The organism is Microbacterium sp. zg-Y625, assembly GCF_030246925.1.
GTDB lineage: Bacteria > Actinomycetota > Actinomycetes > Actinomycetales > Microbacteriaceae > Microbacterium > Microbacterium jiangjiandongii.
The window spans coordinates 277377-295236 of the sequence record NZ_CP126740.1; the positions used below are offsets into that span (position 1 = coordinate 277377).

General features: G+C 70.3%; 13 protein-coding genes. 1 reads left to right on the forward strand and 12 read right to left on the reverse strand.

Annotation, left to right across the window (positions count from 1 at the left end):
• Nucleotide 1 precedes the first annotated feature (1 nt).
• The 6 genes from QNO14_RS01275 to QNO14_RS01300 form a co-directional block, all read right to left on the reverse strand.
• A complete protein-coding gene (locus QNO14_RS01275; protein WP_257506916.1) occupies nt 2-3361 on the reverse strand; it encodes an ATP-binding protein in 3360 nt (1119 codons plus the stop codon).
• Nucleotides 3358-4101: a DUF4194 domain-containing protein gene (locus QNO14_RS01280; RefSeq protein WP_257506915.1), complete on the reverse strand. Its 744-nt coding sequence runs from the start codon at nt 4099-4101 to the stop codon at nt 3358-3360. The genes QNO14_RS01275 and QNO14_RS01280 overlap by 4 nt, the downstream gene beginning before the upstream one ends.
• On the reverse strand, nt 4094-5563 hold the full coding sequence (locus QNO14_RS01285; RefSeq protein ID WP_257495690.1) for a DUF3375 domain-containing protein: 1470 nt from the start codon (nt 5561-5563) through the stop codon (nt 4094-4096). Before QNO14_RS01285 ends, QNO14_RS01280 begins: the two co-directional genes overlap by 8 nt.
• Nucleotides 5564-5721: 158 nt before the next feature.
• Complete coding sequence (nagE, locus tag QNO14_RS01290; RefSeq protein WP_257506935.1) at nt 5722-7665, reverse strand: N-acetylglucosamine-specific PTS transporter subunit IIBC; 1944 nt, start codon at nt 7663-7665, stop codon at nt 5722-5724.
• A 192-nt stretch (nt 7666-7857) separates the two neighbouring features.
• Nucleotides 7858-9051, reverse strand: a complete 1194-nt coding sequence (locus QNO14_RS01295) for a MalY/PatB family protein (protein ID WP_257506914.1) — start codon at nt 9049-9051, stop codon at nt 7858-7860.
• On the reverse strand, nt 9048-9521 hold the full coding sequence (locus QNO14_RS01300; protein WP_257506913.1) for an acyl-CoA thioesterase: 474 nt from the start codon (nt 9519-9521) through the stop codon (nt 9048-9050). Before QNO14_RS01300 ends, QNO14_RS01295 begins: the two co-directional genes overlap by 4 nt.
• Nucleotides 9522-9644: 123 nt before the next feature.
• Between QNO14_RS01300 and QNO14_RS01305 the strand changes: the two genes are divergently transcribed.
• Complete coding sequence (locus QNO14_RS01305; protein WP_257506912.1) at nt 9645-10745, forward strand: glycosyltransferase family protein; 1101 nt, start codon at nt 9645-9647, stop codon at nt 10743-10745.
• Nucleotides 10746-10772: 27 nt separating this feature from the next.
• Here QNO14_RS01305 and QNO14_RS01310 read toward each other — a convergent pair whose 3' ends face one another.
• From QNO14_RS01310 to QNO14_RS01335, 6 genes are read right to left on the reverse strand one after another with little or no spacing between them, the layout of a single operon-like run.
• Nucleotides 10773-12077, reverse strand: a complete 1305-nt coding sequence (locus tag QNO14_RS01310) for an NAD(P)H-dependent oxidoreductase (protein ID WP_257495695.1) — start codon at nt 12075-12077, stop codon at nt 10773-10775.
• Nucleotides 12074-12646: a dTDP-4-dehydrorhamnose 3,5-epimerase family protein gene (locus QNO14_RS01315; protein WP_257506911.1), complete on the reverse strand. Its 573-nt coding sequence runs from the start codon at nt 12644-12646 to the stop codon at nt 12074-12076. The genes QNO14_RS01310 and QNO14_RS01315 overlap by 4 nt, the downstream gene beginning before the upstream one ends.
• Nucleotides 12643-13659, reverse strand: a complete 1017-nt coding sequence (locus QNO14_RS01320; protein ID WP_257495825.1) for an NAD-dependent epimerase/dehydratase family protein — start codon at nt 13657-13659, stop codon at nt 12643-12645. Before QNO14_RS01320 ends, QNO14_RS01315 begins: the two co-directional genes overlap by 4 nt.
• Nucleotides 13660-13669: 10 nt before the next feature.
• Nucleotides 13670-14518: a sugar phosphate nucleotidyltransferase gene (locus QNO14_RS01325; protein WP_350338822.1), complete on the reverse strand. Its 849-nt coding sequence runs from the start codon at nt 14516-14518 to the stop codon at nt 13670-13672.
• A 46-nt stretch (nt 14519-14564) separates the two neighbouring features.
• Nucleotides 14565-16040, reverse strand: a complete 1476-nt coding sequence (locus tag QNO14_RS01330) for a sugar transferase (protein ID WP_257495698.1) — start codon at nt 16038-16040, stop codon at nt 14565-14567.
• Nucleotides 16041-16093: 53 nt separating this feature from the next.
• On the reverse strand, nt 16094-17686 hold the full coding sequence (locus tag QNO14_RS01335; RefSeq protein WP_257506909.1) for a tyrosine-protein kinase domain-containing protein: 1593 nt from the start codon (nt 17684-17686) through the stop codon (nt 16094-16096).
• Nucleotides 17687-17860: the final 174 nt, after the last annotated feature.

The window sequence follows — 17860 nt, forward strand, 5'->3', positions numbered from 1 at the left end:
CTCAGCGGGCGTCGGCGGCCAGGCCCACCTTCGGCTTCGCCCACGACCGGCCGTGGGTGTCCTTGAGGATGTCGTACTCGACGTCGACGTGGGGCTCGATGGCGCTGTACTTGTCGTTCGGCGCGCCGATGATGAGCTGGAACCCCAGGCCCCGCCAGGCCCCGATCGCGCGCTTGGTGAAGTGCGCGTCGGCCTTGATGAGCGCCTCGTCGAGGAACACCGGGGCGTAGCGCGGGCGCTGGGACCCGGCATCCCCCAGCTGATAGCGCAGTGCCGCGCCGACGATGAAGGCGATGAGCTCCTGCGACTCGCCACCGGACTTCTCGCCGATGTGGTCGTAGAGCGCGACGTGCTGCTTCGTCACCGCGTGCACACGCTCGGCGCTCACCCGTACGTGGTTGCGCACGTCGACGAGCTCCGCGAAGTCCGGCGCGGTGCGGCGCAGCCGGTCGATGAGCCGCGACATGCGCACGTACACGCGCTCACGGTCCTCGTCGGTGGCCGCCGCATCGATGAGCGCGCGGACCTCGCGCAGCTCTTTACGGAAGCGGCGGCGCGCCTCGGACTGGGTCTCGCGCGGAGTGATCTGCAGCCGATGGTCGTCGTCGTAGAAGGGGAGGTCCTGCATGATCAGGTTGATCGGCTCGATGCGGTCGCGGATCTCGCGCAACGACCGGCTGAGGGTCGAGTCCAGGTTGGTGAGGTCGTTGCCCGAGAGTTTCAGCAGGCTGTCGCGCCACTCGGTCTCGAGCTCGTGCAGCCCGCTGGTCTCGAGTTCCGTGAGGATCCGCTCGAAGTCGGCCAGCGAGTGGTCGGGGTCGGCGAGCAGATTGGGGTTCGGCCACCGGTCGAGGAAGCCCGCCAAGGTGCGCCGCAGGCTCTCGCGCTGGTCGCCCACCGCCTCCTGCGCGGCACGCTGATCTTCGGCGAAGCGCCGCGACGCCGAGTCGAGCGCGGCGTCGAAGCGCGCCAGGTCCTGCATGCGCGTGGCGGAGCCGGCGCCCTCCGGCAGCAGGAACTGCCCGTCGAGGTACGCAGCCTGATCGTCGGTCAGCGCCCGTCCGGCATCCTCGGCAGCGTCGACCGCGGCCTGGGCGGTGTCGACCTCGTCGGTGATGGCGGCCCACGCGTCGGCGAGACGCTGCTGCTCGGCCTTCGCGCGGCCGATGCCCTCCCGAAGCTCGGCCGCCTCGGAGCGCTTCGCGGCGATCTGGGACTGGATGCCGGCGATCGTCGGGTTCTCGGCGGTCACCTCGTCGATGATCGCGGTCCAACGCTCGCGCTCCGCTTCGACGGATGCCACGTCGACCTGCTCCCAGGTGAGGTCCTGGATCTTCTCGAACGCCGCGCGCCGCGCGTCGAGTGCGTCGAGCTCCGCGGCCGCTTCCAGCGTGGCCGCCTGCGCGATCTCGAGTTCGGCCCGCGCGGCCCCGAGCTGAGCGTCGAGCTCGCCGACGCGGCGGTCCGTGGAGAAGCCGAGCACGTTGCGACGGCCGTGCCCACCGTGCGCGCCGCGGGCGCCCTGCGAGGTCTGACCGGCGATCGTCAGCGCCATCCGGTGCGCCGAGAGATCCGCCGACGTGTCGACGCAGACGTACCCGAAGCGCCGGGAGAGCTCGTCCTGCAGCCAGCCGGTGAACGGGCTGCTGCGGTAGTCCAGCCGCCCGGGAAGCGTCTGCGGGTCGCCGGCGGCGCCCTCGGGCAGTCCCGTGTGCACCCCCTCGTAGCGCAGTCGCTCGGACGTGCGGACGGATTCGATGGCGGCGCGGAACGCCGGCAGATGCGCGGTGTCGATGAGCAGCGTCGTGGCGAAACCACCGAGGGCGAGGTTGAACGCCTCGCGCCACGGCTCGAACTCGGTGCGCACCTCGATCAGCTCGCCGACGAACGGCAGCCGATCGGAGGAGAGGCCCGCAGCGCGTGCCAGCAGCTCGCGGGACTCACGCAGCCGGGCGGGGATGTTGTCGTGGCGCCCTGCAGCCTCGCGACGCTCGGCCTCGAGTTCGGTGATCCGTGCGGCGCGCGCGTTCCTCGCGCTGATCGCCTCTCCGTAGGCTTCCCGCAGCGTCGCCTTCGCGTCGGGATCCGCGAGCGCCCGCCGGGCGCGGTCGGCCAGCGCCTCGAACTCCCGCGCGGAAGCGACCTGCACCTCCAGCACGCCGAGTGCGGCGTCGAGCCGCTCGCGCTCCCGCGCGACGTCGATCAGGCGGCGCTCGAGGCCGCGCAGCTCGCGGTGGGCGGTCTCGAGCCGGTCGCCGCCCGCGGCGCGCAGCACCTCGCCCAGGCCCTCGCGCTCGATGTCGGCGGCATCCGCCAGCGCCTGCTGCTCGCGGACCTTCGCGTCGGCGGCGCGTGTGGCCGACTGCAGCTCGGCTTCGACGTCGCGCAGCAGGTCGAGGCGGCGTGAGGCACGCCAGAGGGTGGCCAGCGAGTCCGGCTCGCTGAATCGCCCGATCTCGTCGATCACGCGCAGCCGCTCGGCGGCCTCTTCGATGCGTGCGCGCGCCGAGCGGATGGGCTGCAGCGCACGCACCTGCTGCTGCGCGGTGAGCATGCGGCTGCGGGTGCTCTCGAGCCCGTCGAAGTGGGCCACGACGGCGTCGGCGGTGGCCATCGTCTCGGGCTCCTCGAGCACCATCCGCTTGTAGAGGTCGTCGACGGTCGTGATCTGCTGACCGGCCTGGATGCGGGCGAGCAGGCTCATCGCCTTGGCGCCGGCCCCCGCGGCGCCGATGCCGAGCACGGCGTGAAGACGTGCGGAGAACTCGCGGTCGGTGGCCACCGTGTCGAGCCCCGCGCTCTTGACCGCGGCATCCGTCAGGCGCTGACGGGCGGCGTCCTCGAGTGAACTGAGGTCGAAGGGCCCGGCCACCGTGGCGCGCACCCGCACGGTATCTTCGACGAGCCGGGCACCGGCGGGGATGTACCAGGCGCGCACCGCCGTGAAGCGCGATCCGTCGTGGTCGAGCCACGTCATCGACACGGCGCTCCAGGTGTCGACGCCGTCGCCGCGCAGCACGGTCACCTTCGTGCCGTCGTCGGTGCGCGTCTCGTCGGTCTTGCCCCGGGCGTAGGAGAGGATGTTGCGCTGCTCCTGGCCGCGCGGGCGCCCCACGACGGCGCCGTTGGAGGCGCCGTTGAACGGGGTCGTATGCGGCATCATGAGCGCGACGTAGGCGTCCATGAGGGTCGACTTGCCCGAGCCGGAGCCTCCGCAGAGCAGCGTCGCCGTCGGAGAGAAACGCACCCGGTGGGCGCCGTCGTAGCCGCCCCAGTTCACCAGCTGCAGCTCATCGGCCACCCACTGCTGCCCTCGGGATGCCGCGGGGATGAGGCCGAAGAGGGTGTCGAGCATGGTCATCGTGCGGCCTCCGCGAAGGTCTCGGCGTCCACGTCGTCGGGGTCCCCGGTGTCGTCGGTGTCGTCGTCGAGGTCGATCGTGCCGGCGCGCGACGTCTGGTCGGCGAGCCAGTCACGCAGTTCGCGCAGGCGATCGGCGCTGAGCAGGATCTCCACGAGCGGGCTGATGAGGTAGCGCCCCTCGGACTCCTCCTCGATGATGCCGTCCTGGCGCAGCCGGGCGACGGCGGCCCGGATCGCCTTCTGGCGGCGGGCGGTGCTGCCGTCGGCCTCGGCGAAATAGGTCAGCACGGTCTGCTCGATGTCCTCGATGTCGACGCGGGCGGAGGATTCCCCCGCGGTGCTCTCGCGCTGATAGACGGTGCGCAGGTGCACGAGCACGAGCGTCTCGGCGCGGGAGTATGCCTCGTCCCGCAGCAGGATGGGGATCTCGAGCTCGTCCGAGCGCACCTGCTCCTTGTATGCGACCCCGCGGTCGTGGTCGACGACGAGACGCACGAACAGGTCGTTCAGCCGGGACTCGATCGCGTGCCGGTGGTCCATCAGCACCGTCCACTCGGCCCGGTTGCGATCGGCGAGCAGAAACCGGCGCTGCAGCAGGCGCACGAGCACGCGCCGCGCGGCGGCGTCGAGCACGCCGACGTCGCCGGCGAAAAGCTCGTCGGGGTCGTGCTCCATCGCGACGGGGGCGATGAACGGCTCGTCGTCCGTGGCGTCGGGGGCGATCGTGGGCTCAGTCATGGGTCGGTTCTTTCACGGTTCTGGCGGTGACGGCGCCGAAGGCGAACCGACGACTGGTGCCGTCGGGACGTCGCGCCTCGGCGACGGAGACCTCGTCGCTCTCGGTCATGCCGTTGCGGTGGGCGATTTCCAGCAGCCCCAGCAGGTCGACCGGCCGGCGGGTGCCCTCGGCGGCGCCTTCGAAGGCGGCGGCGAGGTCGAACCGGTCGCCGAGGGTCGCGACGTACGCCTCGAGCTCCGCGTAGCGGGGGCCGCCCCAGGCGCGCGTGTCGGCATCCACGAACTCGACGTCTCCGGGCTCCGGCAGGGGTGCGGGCGCCCCGGGCGGTCGCAGGTCGCTCAGCGATCGGCGGAGGTGACCCACGTCGGCGACGGGGAAGGTGTGCAGCGGTTCGACCCGGTCGCTCGGCTTCGAGCGCTGCATCCACAGCTGCAGGCCCGACATGACGCCGCGCAGCAGCTCGTCGACCTGACGGTCCCGCGCCGGGTCGTGCGTGCGCACCTGGGCGGTGATGACCTGCGATGCCCGCCGCTGTGCCGTGAGCACCTCCTGGACGCCCTTCTCGACCTGACGTCCGATGGCGTCGAGGTCGGCACGCTGGCCGGGGGCCATGAGCCGGGCGAACGGCTGGGCGAGCACGGCATGCAGCTGACCGGTGAGGCGGTCGATGTTCTCGGCGTCGCCGATGAGACGCAGGGCGCCTTCGAACGCACGGCCCTCCGGGGTCGCCTGCATGACGTGCCGGCCACGCTGCAGGTACTCCCGGAGGATCTCTCCCGTCGGGCGGACATCGCGGCGGAGGTCCGCGACGACGTCGCGCTGCATCGCCTTGATCGACTCGGCGACCCGCGAGAAGTCGGCGGGGAGCTCCCGGGCGAGGTGCAGCACGTTCTCGGCCTCTTCGAAGAGCTGCTCGTCGTCGACGGGGTCGGCCTCGTCGTTGCGGATGCGTTCGATCTCGGCGTCGAGGGCCTCGCGCTCCGCCAACAGCATCGCGATGCGCTGCTCGGGGTCGGATTCGGCATCGCGAGCGAGCCGCTCGACGGCCTCGAGGAGCGTGCGCACCCGAGACCGTGACACGCGGGCCCGCCCGCCGCCGGCGCGTCCGGCGATGTCGAGCGCGCCCACCGCGTGCGCGGTGAGCCGGTACACCTCGACGTCGTTCTCGATCTGCGGCGCCAGCCACCCGACGCGCACCCAGTGCCGGCAGATGTCACGGGCGGTGCCGGCGGGGAGTCGGCGATCGTCCTCGTCGTAGCCGGCGGCCCGCAGCTCTTCGAGCGCCTCGCCGATCTCGGCGTGGGCGTCGGCGACAGCCACCGCGGGGCGGTCGGCGGTGAAGACGATCGACAGGACGGCGACGACGAAGGGGGCGTGGCGGCCATGCAGCAGGTCGAGCGTCGGGTTGCGGAAGGCTGCCACCGAGCGCTGATACGCGGCTTCAGCGCGAGTGTTCGACATCACTCCCCAGGATAGTTGACCGCCCCGACTCCGCCCTCGCCCGGACCGCGGCCCCCGCCGGTGAGAAACCACGATCCGGCTGGGAAACCCCGCGGCGCGTGGTGTCCCAGCCGGATCATGGTTTTTCGCGGGTCCGCGCCCGCGTGGGCGCGGCGGGCCTACCGCAGCTCGACGGTGGCGCCGGCGTTGTTGAGCACCACGATCGCGGTGATCGCCGGGTGCCCCGCGGCGGCGATCTTCCCGCGGTCGAATCGAAGCAGCGGCGTGCCCTCGCTCACCCGCTGGCCCTTCTCGACCAGCGTCTGGAACCCGTCGCCCTTCATCGCCACGGTGTCGATGCCCACGTGGATGAGCAGCTCCGTGCCGTCGCCCAGCACGAGCGCGATGGCGTGGCCGGTGTCGAACGTCGCCCCCACCGTGGCGGCGGCCGGTGCGATGACGGTGTCACCCGTCGGCTCGACGGCGACGCCCGGGCCCATGAGCCCATCGGCGAAGGTGGGGTCGGGCACGTCCGACAGCGGCACGACCCGGCCGGCGACGGGCTGACGCAGCCGCAGGGTGGTGGGGCGGGCGTCGGTCAGCACACCGCCGCCGCCTGCGTCCAGGGGAGCCGCGGCGGACGTCGAGGCCCGCTCAGGCGAGGCGCCGGACGGCACCTGCGCGCGCCCCGAGATGAGGCCCTCCATGGCATCCTTCACGAACTGCACGTTCAGCCCGTAGACGACCTGCACGGCCTTGCCGCCGGGCTTCATGGTGCCGGCGGCACCGGCACGCTTGAGTGCGGTGTCGTCGACCTTGCTGACGTCGGCGACCTCCATGCGCAGGCGCGTCGCGCAGTTGTCGAGCTCGACGATGTTCTCCTTGCCGCCGAGGGCGTCGATGAAGCGGGCGCCGGTGACGAGGTAGGCGTCGTCCTTGCCGCCGCGGGTGTCGTACTCGGTGTCCTCCTCGAGGATCTCGTCGTCCTCGCGGCCCGGGGTCTTCAGGTTGAAGCGCTTGATGAAGAAGTAGAAGACACCGAAGTAGATGAGGAACCAGAACACGCCCATGACCGGGATGAGCCAGGGGTTCTCTGCCATGGGGTTCGTCCAGTTGAGCACCAGGTCGATGAAGCCGCCCGAGAATCCGAAGCCCATCCGCACCGGCAGGATCGCGCTGATCACCATCGAGATGCCCATGAAGAGCGCGTGCACGATGTAGAGCACGGGGGCGAGGAACATGAAGGCGAACTCGAGCGGCTCGGTGACGCCGACGAAGAACGAGGCGAAGGCGCCCGAGAGCAGGATGCCGTAGGCGAGCTTCTTGCGCGTCGTCTTGGCCGTCAGGTACATCGCGAGCGCGGCGCCCGGCAGGCCGAACATCATCACGGGGAAGAAGCCCGTCATGTACTGGCCGGTGACGCCGTACGTGCCCTCACCGGCGAGGAAGTTGTTGAGGTCGTTGATGCCGGCGACGTCGAACCAGAACACCGAGTTCAGAGCGTGGTGCAGGCCCACCGGGATGAGCAGGCGGTTGAAGAACCCGTAGATGCCCGCGCCGAGGGGGCCGAGCGTCACGATCCACTCGCCGAACCCGACGAGCCCGCCGTAGACGAACGGCCAGACGAAGAACAGCACGATCGCCAGCACGAGCGAGAAGCCGGCGGTCACGATCGCCACCGAGCGCTTGCCGGAGAAGAACGACAGCGCGTCGGGGAGCTTGGTGTCCTTGAACCGGTCGTAGCACCACGCGCCGATGAGACCGCAGATGATGCCGACGAACACGTTCTGCACGCGCAGGAACGCGGGGTCCACCTCATTGACGTCGCCCACGCCGGTGAACAGCAGCACCGTCTCGGGCTTGAGCAGGGTGGTCACCACCAGCCACGACACCAGGCCCGCGAGGGCCGCGGTGCCATCGGCCTTCGTGGCCATGCCGATCGACACGCCGACCGCGAACAGCAGGGCGATGTTGTCGAGGAGGGCGCCGCCGGCCGCGCTCAGGAACGCGGAGGCGATGTTGGCCCCCGCGGCCGAGGTGATCCAGTAACCGATGCCCGAGAGGATCGCCGCCACCGGCAGCACGGCCACCGGGAGCATGATCGATCGGCCGAGCCGCTGCATGAACCTCACATCTGCCTCCATCACGGGTTGGGCGAACAGGACATGCCGATGCGCGGCACGCGGATCATCCAAGCGTATCCGGGCTCGCCACCTCAACCCTCTGCGACGTGACGATCCCGCCCGCGCACCGCCCGCGTCGAGGCGCGCTGCTCGGGCGCGACCCGACCGCCGGGCGTGGCCGGCTCGATCGTCCTAGGCCGCGTCGGAGCCGGCGGCCCGTTCGTCGAGCGCGCGCCCGATCCGCGACACCGCCTCGCGCAGAAGCGGTCGCGGCAGCGCGAACACGAATCGGACGTGCCCGACTGCGGCCTGCCCGCAGGCGGCACCGTCGGTCATGGCGACACGGGCGTGCCCGCGGAACCACTCGCCGAGATCGCCCTCGATGCCGTACGCGCGGAAGTCGATGAGCGCGATGTACGTGCCCTCGGGCAGGATCATCCGCGCCCTCGGCGCGTGCTCGGCGAGCAGGTCGGCCAGCAGGTGGCGGTTGCCGTCGAGGTAGCCCCGTACGTCCTCGAGCCACCCGGCCCCTGCCCTGTACGCCGTGGTGTTCGCCAGCGCCCCGAGGGTGGAGGTCCCGTGCCCCGCCCAGGGTCCGAACGTCTCCCAGGCGTCGGCGTCGGTGTCGTTGGAGAGGATCACCTGCGCGCACTTCAGCCCTGCCAGGTTCCACGCCTTCGACGCGGATGCCGCGGTGAGGGTGTGCGCGGCGGCGGCGTCCGACACCGAGGCGTAGGGAACGTGCGTGGCCGGCCGGTACACGAGCGGGGCGTGGATCTCGTCCGAGAACACCCTGCCCCCCTTGGCCGCCACCACCTCCGACAGCGCGACGAGCTCGTCACGGCGGAACACGGTGCCGAGCGGATTGTGCGGGTTGCACACCACCACCATGCCGGCGCCGTCGTCGAAGGCGCGGCCGATGGCGTCGAGGTCCATCGTCATGCGCCCGTCGATCTCGACGCTCGGCACCTCGATGACCTCGCGCCCATGCAGCTGGGGCACGAAGAGGAACGGCATGTATGCCGGGGTCGGCACGATGATCGCACTGCCGGGCCGGGTGAACTTCTCGATCGCGAGCTCGAAGGCGGCGATGACGTCGGGCACGTGGTGCACGCGCTCGGCGGGCACGGCCCAGCCGTACGTGTCGGCGTACCAGTCCGCCGTCGCCGCGGCCATGTCGCCGGCGACCTGCGCGGGCAGGTAGCCGGTGAGCCCGCGGTCCAGCGCCCCGGTGAGGGTGTCGTTGATCGCGGGGGCGAGCCCGAAGTCCATCTCGGCGACGAACGCGCCGATGGTGTCGGGGAATGTCGTCCATTTGACGCTGCCGGCGGCGCGCAGGTCGTCCTCGGTGATGGCGTCGAAGTCGGGGTGCCCAGGCGTGCTCATGTCGTGGGCAGCTTCACCGCGCCGGTGCCCGGGTGCTCGTGCGGCATGCGGTCGCGGTCGTACGTGATGTCGGTGAAGCCGTGCGGCTTGGGCTTGCCGTCGTCGTCCAGGCTCACGAACACGATCTTCTCGATCGTGAGGATGCGCTGGCGGGTGATCATGTTGCGCACCACCGCGCGCATGGTCAGCGACGTGCGGCCGAAGTGGGTCGCGGTGAGTCCCATCTCGACGAGATCGCCCTGCAGGGCCGAGGCCTCGAAGTTGATCTCGGAGATGAACTTCGTCACCACGCGGTAGTTGCCGAGCTGGATGATGGCGTAGATCGCCGCTTCCTCATCGATCCAGCGCAGCAGGCTGCCGCCGAAGAGCGTGCCGTTGGCGTTGAGATCCTCGGGCCGCACCCACTTGCGGGTGTGGAAGTTCACGCCCTCCTCCGACCAGTACCAGGCAGATTCATCCGTGCTCGTCATGCTTCCACGCTACGCCCTGTCGCCTTCGTGAGGCTGTCCTCCGCCGGGCGGACGTGCCATGCTCTGGGGTGGGTTGTCACCCCTGCGTCTTCACGCAGGTGGTGCAAGCGTCGGGGGGCGTGCATGAGAATCTTCGTCATTGCGGAGTCCGCCGTCACGAACTCGCTGGGGCGCGCGATCAGTCTCGCAGTCGTCGGGTCAGAGCGCGCCACCACCGAGTTGTGGGCGGTGGACGACGGGCCGGTGTGGACCGGTGCACGGCACTTCGACCTGGACATCCGGGGCTTCGACGGCAGGGACCCCGCTGCACTCATCGCCCGCATCCGGGAGGCCGCTGCCGACGAACCGGTGCTGGTGTGGATATCCAAGGGCATCTCCCCGCTGGACCGCATCGCCTCCGCTCTGGCGGGGCGGGCGAACACGGTCGTCATCGCCGACTTCGACGATGACGACGTGAGCCTCATGCGCGAGCAGGTGGCGAAATCGTGGAAGACGGCCGTCCACCTCAACGTGCTGCACCGCAAATCGCCGACGCAGGTGCGCAGGGCGCAGGCCCGCACCGCGCGCGCAGCGGACGGCTACACGTTCTCCAGCCGCACGCTCGAGCACACCTACCTGGCGCGCGACCTCGCCCGGCGGTCGTCCGCGATCGTGCCGCACGCCCGTCCCGATGCCTGGCTCGTCGCCGAGCGCGAGGGGCGCGCCGCCGGCCCGCTGCGGCTCGCATATCTCGGCACGGTGCGTCCGCACAAAGGCGCCGACAAGGTGCTCGCCCTCGTGGAGGCGATGCCCGAGATCCACTTCTCGAGCTTCTCGGGTTCGTTCCGCCCCGCCGGCGGGGGAGCGACGTGGCATTCGATCGGTGCGGAGGCCGCACTGTCAGACGTGTACGCCGACATCGACTTCACGCTGGTGCCCCAGGACCCCTCCAGCAGCGCGGCCCGCAACCAGCTCCCCTCGAAGATCGTCGAGGCTGCCGTCTTCGGCGTGGCGGTGGTCGCCACGCCCACCCCCGTCATCGAGGAGTACTGCGCGGGGGCGTATGTGCCGATCGAGGACTGGAGCGACCCTCAGGAGGTCGCGCGCCGCATTCGGGCGGCAGACCCCGTCGCGCTGGGAGCGGCCATCCGCCGGGTGTTCGTCGACCGGTTCTCGGCCGCCGTGTCCGGTGCCGCGCTCGGCCGGCTGCTGGAGGAGGTGCCGGTGCACGCGCCCTCGCGGTAGCGACGCGTGCACCGATGACCGGTCACTTCACGCGGGCACCCGCGCTGCGGGCAGCTCCGCAGCCTGCTCGGCCCGCAGCCGGTCGACGAGCCTGCCCTCGGGCAGCTCGACGTCGGCGTAGGTCAGGACGGCATCCTTCGGGATGTCACGCACCGTTCGGCATCCCTCGGCCACCCCGATGGGGAGCAGGTCCTCATCGGCCGTGACGTCCGCCCGCTCCGCCACTCCATAGGTGTGGTACCCGCCCAGACCGTCGATGACGGTGCCCGCAGGCAGATCCTCCTTGGCCACGGCGACCACCTCGACGGTGGGCGCGCCCAGCGGCTGCAGGGTGACATCGCGCAAGAGCACCGCGCGGGCAACCGTGTTCGGCACCTCGAAGTGGCAGAGGTGGTACGGCGTGTAGAAGCTGTAGAGCGGCCCTTCGCCGAGCTTGTACAGATTCAGGTAGTGCCGCTGCTTCGGGTCGTCGTGGGTGGCCAGGACGAACACCCCCGGCCCGGGCTGGGCGCCCACGACGTAGTCGACGACGCCGCCGCGGCGCTCGAGGTCCGCCACGTCGTACGCCCCGGTGAGCTCGTCGACGTGGCCATGGTGGTCCGCTCCCCGCATGCCGCGCCGTTCGACGGTCATGCCGGTCGCATTCGCGACGATCGCCTGTTCGAACGACACCTTGGTGCCGTCGGCGAAGCTCGTGACCATGTAGGGGTCCTGACCCCATTTGGCGGCGAAGGCGGCCTGGGTCGTGGGGGTGCGGTATTCGTCCTGCAGACCCTTGATGTTGCCGCAGACGAGGGGACGCAGGCCGAGGCCCCGCACGAAGCGGACGAGGTTCATCTCGACTCCGGGCTGGTCCCCGTCGCATCCGGTGAGGATCACCCCGGCATCCTTCGCGCGACGGTGCAGGATCGGGCCGACCGTGCCGTCCACCTCGGCGTTCATCAGCACGATGTCCTTCTGCGCGCCGATGGCGTCCACCACCACGTGGCAGCCGTACTCGACGGCTCCGGTGGCCTCGATCACGGCGTCGACGGATGCCGCGTGGTTCGCGGCGCGGAAGTCGCTCGTGACCGCGACCGCCCCCGCGGCGACCGCGGCATCGACCTCCGCGGCGGTCGTCGCGCGCCGGACATCGGTGACCCCGGCCTCGTGCAGGGCGGCCTCGGCCTTTTCCAGCGTGCGGTTGACCACGACGCTCACGCGCATACCCGGCACGCTGTTCGTGATCTGGTTGATGAGCCCCCGTCCCATGAAGCCGGCGCCGACGACGGCGACCCCGATGGGGCGCCCCTCGGCCTCGCGCTGCTGCAGGGCGGTGTCGATGATGATCATGTCGTGTCGCCCGAGACGGCGGCGAGTTCTTGCGGCGACCAGCTCTCCAGCAGCGGCCAGGACAGGTCCTTCGTCGACGCGTCCGCGACGGGGAGCGGCCAGGAGAGCCCCAGCGCCGGATCGTCGTGGCGCAGGCCCCGCTCGGCGCCGGGTGCGTATGCCCCGCTCACCATGTAGGTCACCTCGGTCTCGTCGACCAGGGTCTGGTAGCCGTGGGCGAAGTAGGCCGGGACGAAGAGGGCACGCCGGTTGTCGGCGGTGAGTTCGACCGAGACGTGCTGCAGGCGGGTGGGTGAGCCCCACCGCATGTCGACGATCGTGTCGACGATCGCTCCTCGTGTGCAGCGGATGAGCTTGCTCTCGGGGTGGGGTGCCACCTGGAAGTGCATGCCGCGCAGCGTCCCGGCGCGGTGGTTGAACGAGATGTTGGCCTGCTCCACGTGCGGATTCAGCCCTGCCCGGACGAACTCCTCGCGATCGAACGACCGGGCGAAGAAGCCCCGGTCGTCCTGCCGCGGCTCGAGGTCGATGATCGCCACGCCGGCGATCGGGGTGGGGGTGAGGATCACGGCATCCTCCAGAAGAGTTCGTCGTCCACCTGGCCGGTGCGCCGCAGGTAGTCGAGCTGGGCCAGTCGGGTGAAGCCCCGGCTGAGGAACAGGTCGGCGTCGAGATCCACGGCCTCGAACACCGACAGCAGCTGCTCGACACCCGTGCGCGCGTTCCAGGCGCACTCGAAGCCGGGAAGCACCTCGCGGATGCGGTCGAACGAGACCCGGTAGCTGCGGTTGTCGCCGCCGCTGGCGCCGAAGCTCAGCTCGGCCTCGGGGAGAGCGTCGCCGATGATTTCGGCGATCTCCCGCACCTGGTAGTTCTGCTCGTCGGATCCGACGTTGTAGATCTGACCCCTGACCGCGTCGGCGGGGGCCTCGAGGGTCATCCGTATCGCCCGGGCGATGTCCAGCGCGTGCACGAGCGGACGCCAGGGCGTGCCGTCGCTGGTCATCGCGATGCGCCTCGTCGTCCACGCGAGACCCGCGAGGTTGTTGAGCACGAGATCGAAGCGCATGCGCGGTGACGCACCGAACGCCGTCGCGTTGCGCAGGAAGGTCGGGCTGAAGGACGCGTCGGCCATCGGCCGCACATCGCGCTCGACCATCGCCTTGCACTCGGCGTAGACGGTCTGCGGGTCGATCGGCGAGCTCTCGTCGACGACGCCCTCGGCGACGCCGTAGACGCTGCAGGACGACATGTAGACGAACCGCCCCACACCGGCCTCTTTCGCGAGGGTGGCCAGCCGCACGGAGCCCCCGTGGTTGATGCTGCGTGTCAACGCGGGGTTGAACTCCCCGAGGGGGTCGTTCGACAGCTCCGCCATGTGGACCACCGCGTCGACACCGCGCAGGTCGTCGGCCGTGAGCCGGCGGACGTCTTGCACCAGGGTCTTCGGCGTGAAGTCGACGCCGTTGTAGAGCCAGCCCGCCTTGTAGAAGCCGGTATCCACCGCGACGACGTCGTGTCCGGCGTGGGCGAGTTCGGGTGCCAGCACCGAGCCGAGGTATCCCTCGGTGCCCGTGACCATCACCTTCACGTCAGGACCACACCTTCCATGGCGCCCGGTCGGTGTCCCAGAGCTGGTTGAGCTCGGTCCAGTCACGGTAGGTGTCCATGCCCATCCAGAACCCGTCGTGGCGGTACACGCCCATCTGGCCGTCCGCGGCGAGCGTCTGCAGCGGCTTCTTCTCCAGCAGCAGGTCGGGGTCGTCGTCGAGATAGGTGTCCACCATCTCTCGACGGAACCCGAAGAACCCGCCCGACACCCACCCGTCGGCCATGGTCGGCTTCTCGTTGAACTCCGTCACCTCATCGCCGTCGACATGCATCTCGCCGAAGCGGCTCGTGGGGTGGACGCCCGTGACGGTGCCGATCTTGCCGCTCGCGACGTGCTGCCGGTACAGCGCGTCGAGGTCGACGTTCCCGATGCCATCGCCGTAGGTCATCATGTAGAACGGCTGGTCGAGGTACTGCCGCACCCGCTTCACCCGGGCGCCGGTGCCCGTCAGCAGCCCCGTCTCCACGAGCGTCACCTCCCAGTCCTCGGAGGGGGTGTGACCGTGCCAGTCCACCGCTTCGTCGCCGCCGCCCAGGCGCACGGTGAAGTCACGCTCGAACTTGCCGTAGTCGAGGAAGAAACGGCGGATCAGGTCGCCCTTGTACCCGAGGCACAGGATGAAGCGGCGGAATCCGGCCGCTTCATACGTCTTCATGATGTGCCAGAGGATCGGCTTGCCCCCGATGTCGATCAGGGGCTTGGGCAGCTTCTCGCTCGCCTCCCGGATGCGGGTTCCCATGCCCCCGCAGAGGATGACGACGGGAACATCTGCTTTCGGGGGCACTTCGGTTGTCGGTTCAGCCGCCATGTCGGCGCGCTCCTCTCTCATATGGTCGGCGTCGCCGGCGACCGGGGTGTCATCGCGATGGCGATGGTCAGTGGGCCGTGTCGCCGGGGGCGAGGACGGCGCGGAACGTGCGCAGCAGGATGCCGATGTCGCCGAGGAGCGACCAGTTCTCGACGTAGTACAGGTCGAGCCGCAGCGCCTCTTCCCACGACAGCGCGGACCGCCCGCTCACCTGCCAGAGGCCGCTCATGCCGGGCTTGACGATCAGCCGCCGCTCGGCGGCGAAGTCGTAGAACGCCACCTCCCCGGAACGCTGCGGCCGAGGCCCCACCAGACTCATATCCCCGAACAGGACGTTCAGCAGCTGCGGGAACTCGTCGAGCGAATGCTTGCGCAGCACGCGCCCGATCGGCGTGATGCGCGGGTCCTGCTCGATCTTGAACAGCGGCGCGTCGTCCTTGCCCTGCTCGGCGAGCAGCTGCGTCAGCATGTCGTCGGCGTCGGGCACCATCGTGCGGAACTTGATGAGCTGGAAGGGGCGCCCCTCCTGCCCGATCCGCTCCTGCCGGTAGAAGACGGGGCCGGTGCTGGACGCCCTGACCAGCGTCCCGAGGATCGCGAACAGGGGAGCGAGCAGGATGAGCAGCATCAGGGATCCGACGACGTCGAGGGTGCGCTTGACCACGCGCTGACGGCCGGTGTAGCGCGGCGTCTCCACGTGCACCAGGGGAAGCCCGGCGACCGGCCGGGTGTGCAGACGCGGGCCGCCGATGTCGGTCAGGCTCGGCACCAGGATCAGGTGCTGCCGGCCCGCCTTCAGCCGCCAGCTGATCTCCTTGACCTTGCGCACGGGCAACGCCGCGTCGCTGGCGACGATGAGGGTGTCGGCATCCACCATCGACATCATCATGATGACGTCGTCCGCCGGCCCCAGGAAGGGAACGCTCGCGCCGCGGCAGGTGTAGTCCGAGCGGCTTCCCGGCCCGCTGAGACCGACGACGACATAGCCGGCCTCGGGGTTGCGGTCGAGTTCCGCCGTGATGCGCGCGTTCTCCTCGTCATCGCCGATCACGAGCGCCCGCGCCATGCCGCGGCCCGCCCGCCGGTGCGCTTTGAGTCGCTGGCGCCACAGGTAGCGCGTGATCAGAAGACCGGCGAGGCCGAGCGGGAATCCCAGCAGGATGTAACCGCGCGAGACCGGCGTCATCGTGAGGTACGACACCACCGCCACGACCGCGAAGAGGTACACCGCCGAGCTGATCACGAGCCGGTATTCCGACATCCCCATTCCGACGACGCGTTCGCCGCGGGATCCCGAGATCGCCAGTGCCAGCTGCCAGCCCAGGATGAGCGCAACGGAGACCCACGTGTAGGTGAAGGCGGTCTCGTCCACCCGCTGCGTGACGCTTTCGCCCGTCGCGGAGAACCAGACGTACTGCGAGAGGAAGACCGCGATGATGACCACCACGGAGTCCGACAGCCACAGCATGCGGCGGTACGCGAGCTGCCAGTCGACCGCCGTTGCTTCTGCGGTCGACAGCGCCGCCAACGGATTCAATGCCACGTTCCCCCCCAAAGGTTCGCGTACGTTCAGTGGGCGCCTCCCCACGGGCGCGTTCAGGGCAGCGTCTCGGCGGCGCCGTCCCTCCGCGACCCCCGGAACCGCGCACGCGAGTTCCTGAGCATGCGCTCACCGGACCTGGAAGCCACGCCCCCCGGCATGCTTCTCAATTCCGGCTGAGTCTCGACCCCATCGAGGTCGTCGATGTCGGAGAAGTCCAGCAGCGCCGTCTGCGTGCCGTCCGGCTCGTCGTCAGGCTCGATGGACAGGTAGGACTGCGTCAGGTAGCTGGTCGCGCCGCGCGCGGTGACGCGGTTCGCCACCGTGCCGGCCAGGCGGGCTCCGACCTTGTCGAGAGAGGCGGTCGCCGCGCGGATGGCGTCACGGCGCGTGCGGTCGACGGCGATCACCAGCAGCACGCCCCCGACGCTGCGCGAGAGGATCGCGGCATCCGGCACCGGCAGGAGGGGCGGCGTGTCGTAGAGCACGACGTCGTACATCTCCTGCACGTGGGCCATCAGCTCGCGCATGTGCTGGGATCCCAGGAGCTCGCTCGGGTTCGGCGGCACGCGGCCCGACGACAGCACGTGCAGGTTCGGCGATCCCCAGGTCTGCACGACGTCGGCGAACAGCGCGCGACCGATGAGCACGTCGGTGAGCCCCGCGGCCCCCTCCAGCGAGAGGTACTCGTGGATCTGCGGGCGACGCAGGTCCGCTTCGACCAGCAGCACTCGTGACCCGTTGGCAGCGATCGAGCTGGCCAGGTTCAGCGCCACCGTCGACTTTCCGTCGCCGGGACCGGCGGAGGTGATCGCGAAGGTCGCGGGACCGTCGATGTCGAGGAACTGCAGGTTGGTGCGGAGGATCCGGAACGATTCCGCCGTCGGGGTCCCGAGGCCGTCGTCGACGAGGACGGCCTCGCTGCGTCCGCGGGAGATCTGCGGGATCGCCCCGACGAGCGGGGCGTCGGTCACCGCTTCGATGTCCTCGGTCGAGCGCACCCGGGTGTCGATGAGTTCGCGCAGGATCGCCGCCAGTGTGCCCAGCGCCAGTCCCGCGAACAGGCCGATGCCGAGGTTCAGGAGCAGGTTCGGGCTGACCGGCGCCGCGGGCGCCTCGGCGAAGCGCACCTGCGTCATCTTCACCGGGGTGATCGCCGCGGGCGGCGTGCCGTCGGGTGCCGGCGGCACGGCCGCCCCGCCGGGAACGGTGGTGGTCTCGACCTCTGCGACGACGACGGACAGGTTCGTGATGACGGCGTTCGCAACGCTCGCGGCCAGGCGCGGCGATGTCCCGCTGGCCGTGACCTCGAGCATCGTGGTGTCGAGCGGAATCGACACCTCGATGCGTGCGGCGAGCTGTTCCGGCGTGAGGTCGAGACCCAGCTCCTCGATCACGCGGGACGTGACGATCGGCTCCGTGGCCAGGCTGGCGTATGTGCTGACGCGGCGCTCGGTGAAGGCATTGCCCTGCGTGAGCTCGTTGACGCTCGCCCCGGTCTCGCTCGTGACCAGTGCCGCGCTGGTCGCCGAGTACACCGGCTTCGTGGTCGCCGCAGCGATCCATCCGACGAGCACCCCCGCGAGCGTCACGGCGAGGATCAGGATCCACGACCGCCGCAGGATGCGCGCGTAATCACGACTGCCCATACATTCCCCATCATGTAGGCGACGACGGAGAACGGCCCCAGCTTGCCCCCCGGCATGCCGCGACGATACGCACCGGATGGGGGCTGCGCAAGGGCTTTCTGTGATAGGGCCTTTCGGATAGTGTGACCGGGCGCGCCCCCCGACCGCACTGCACCGCACCGCACTCTGGGGGAT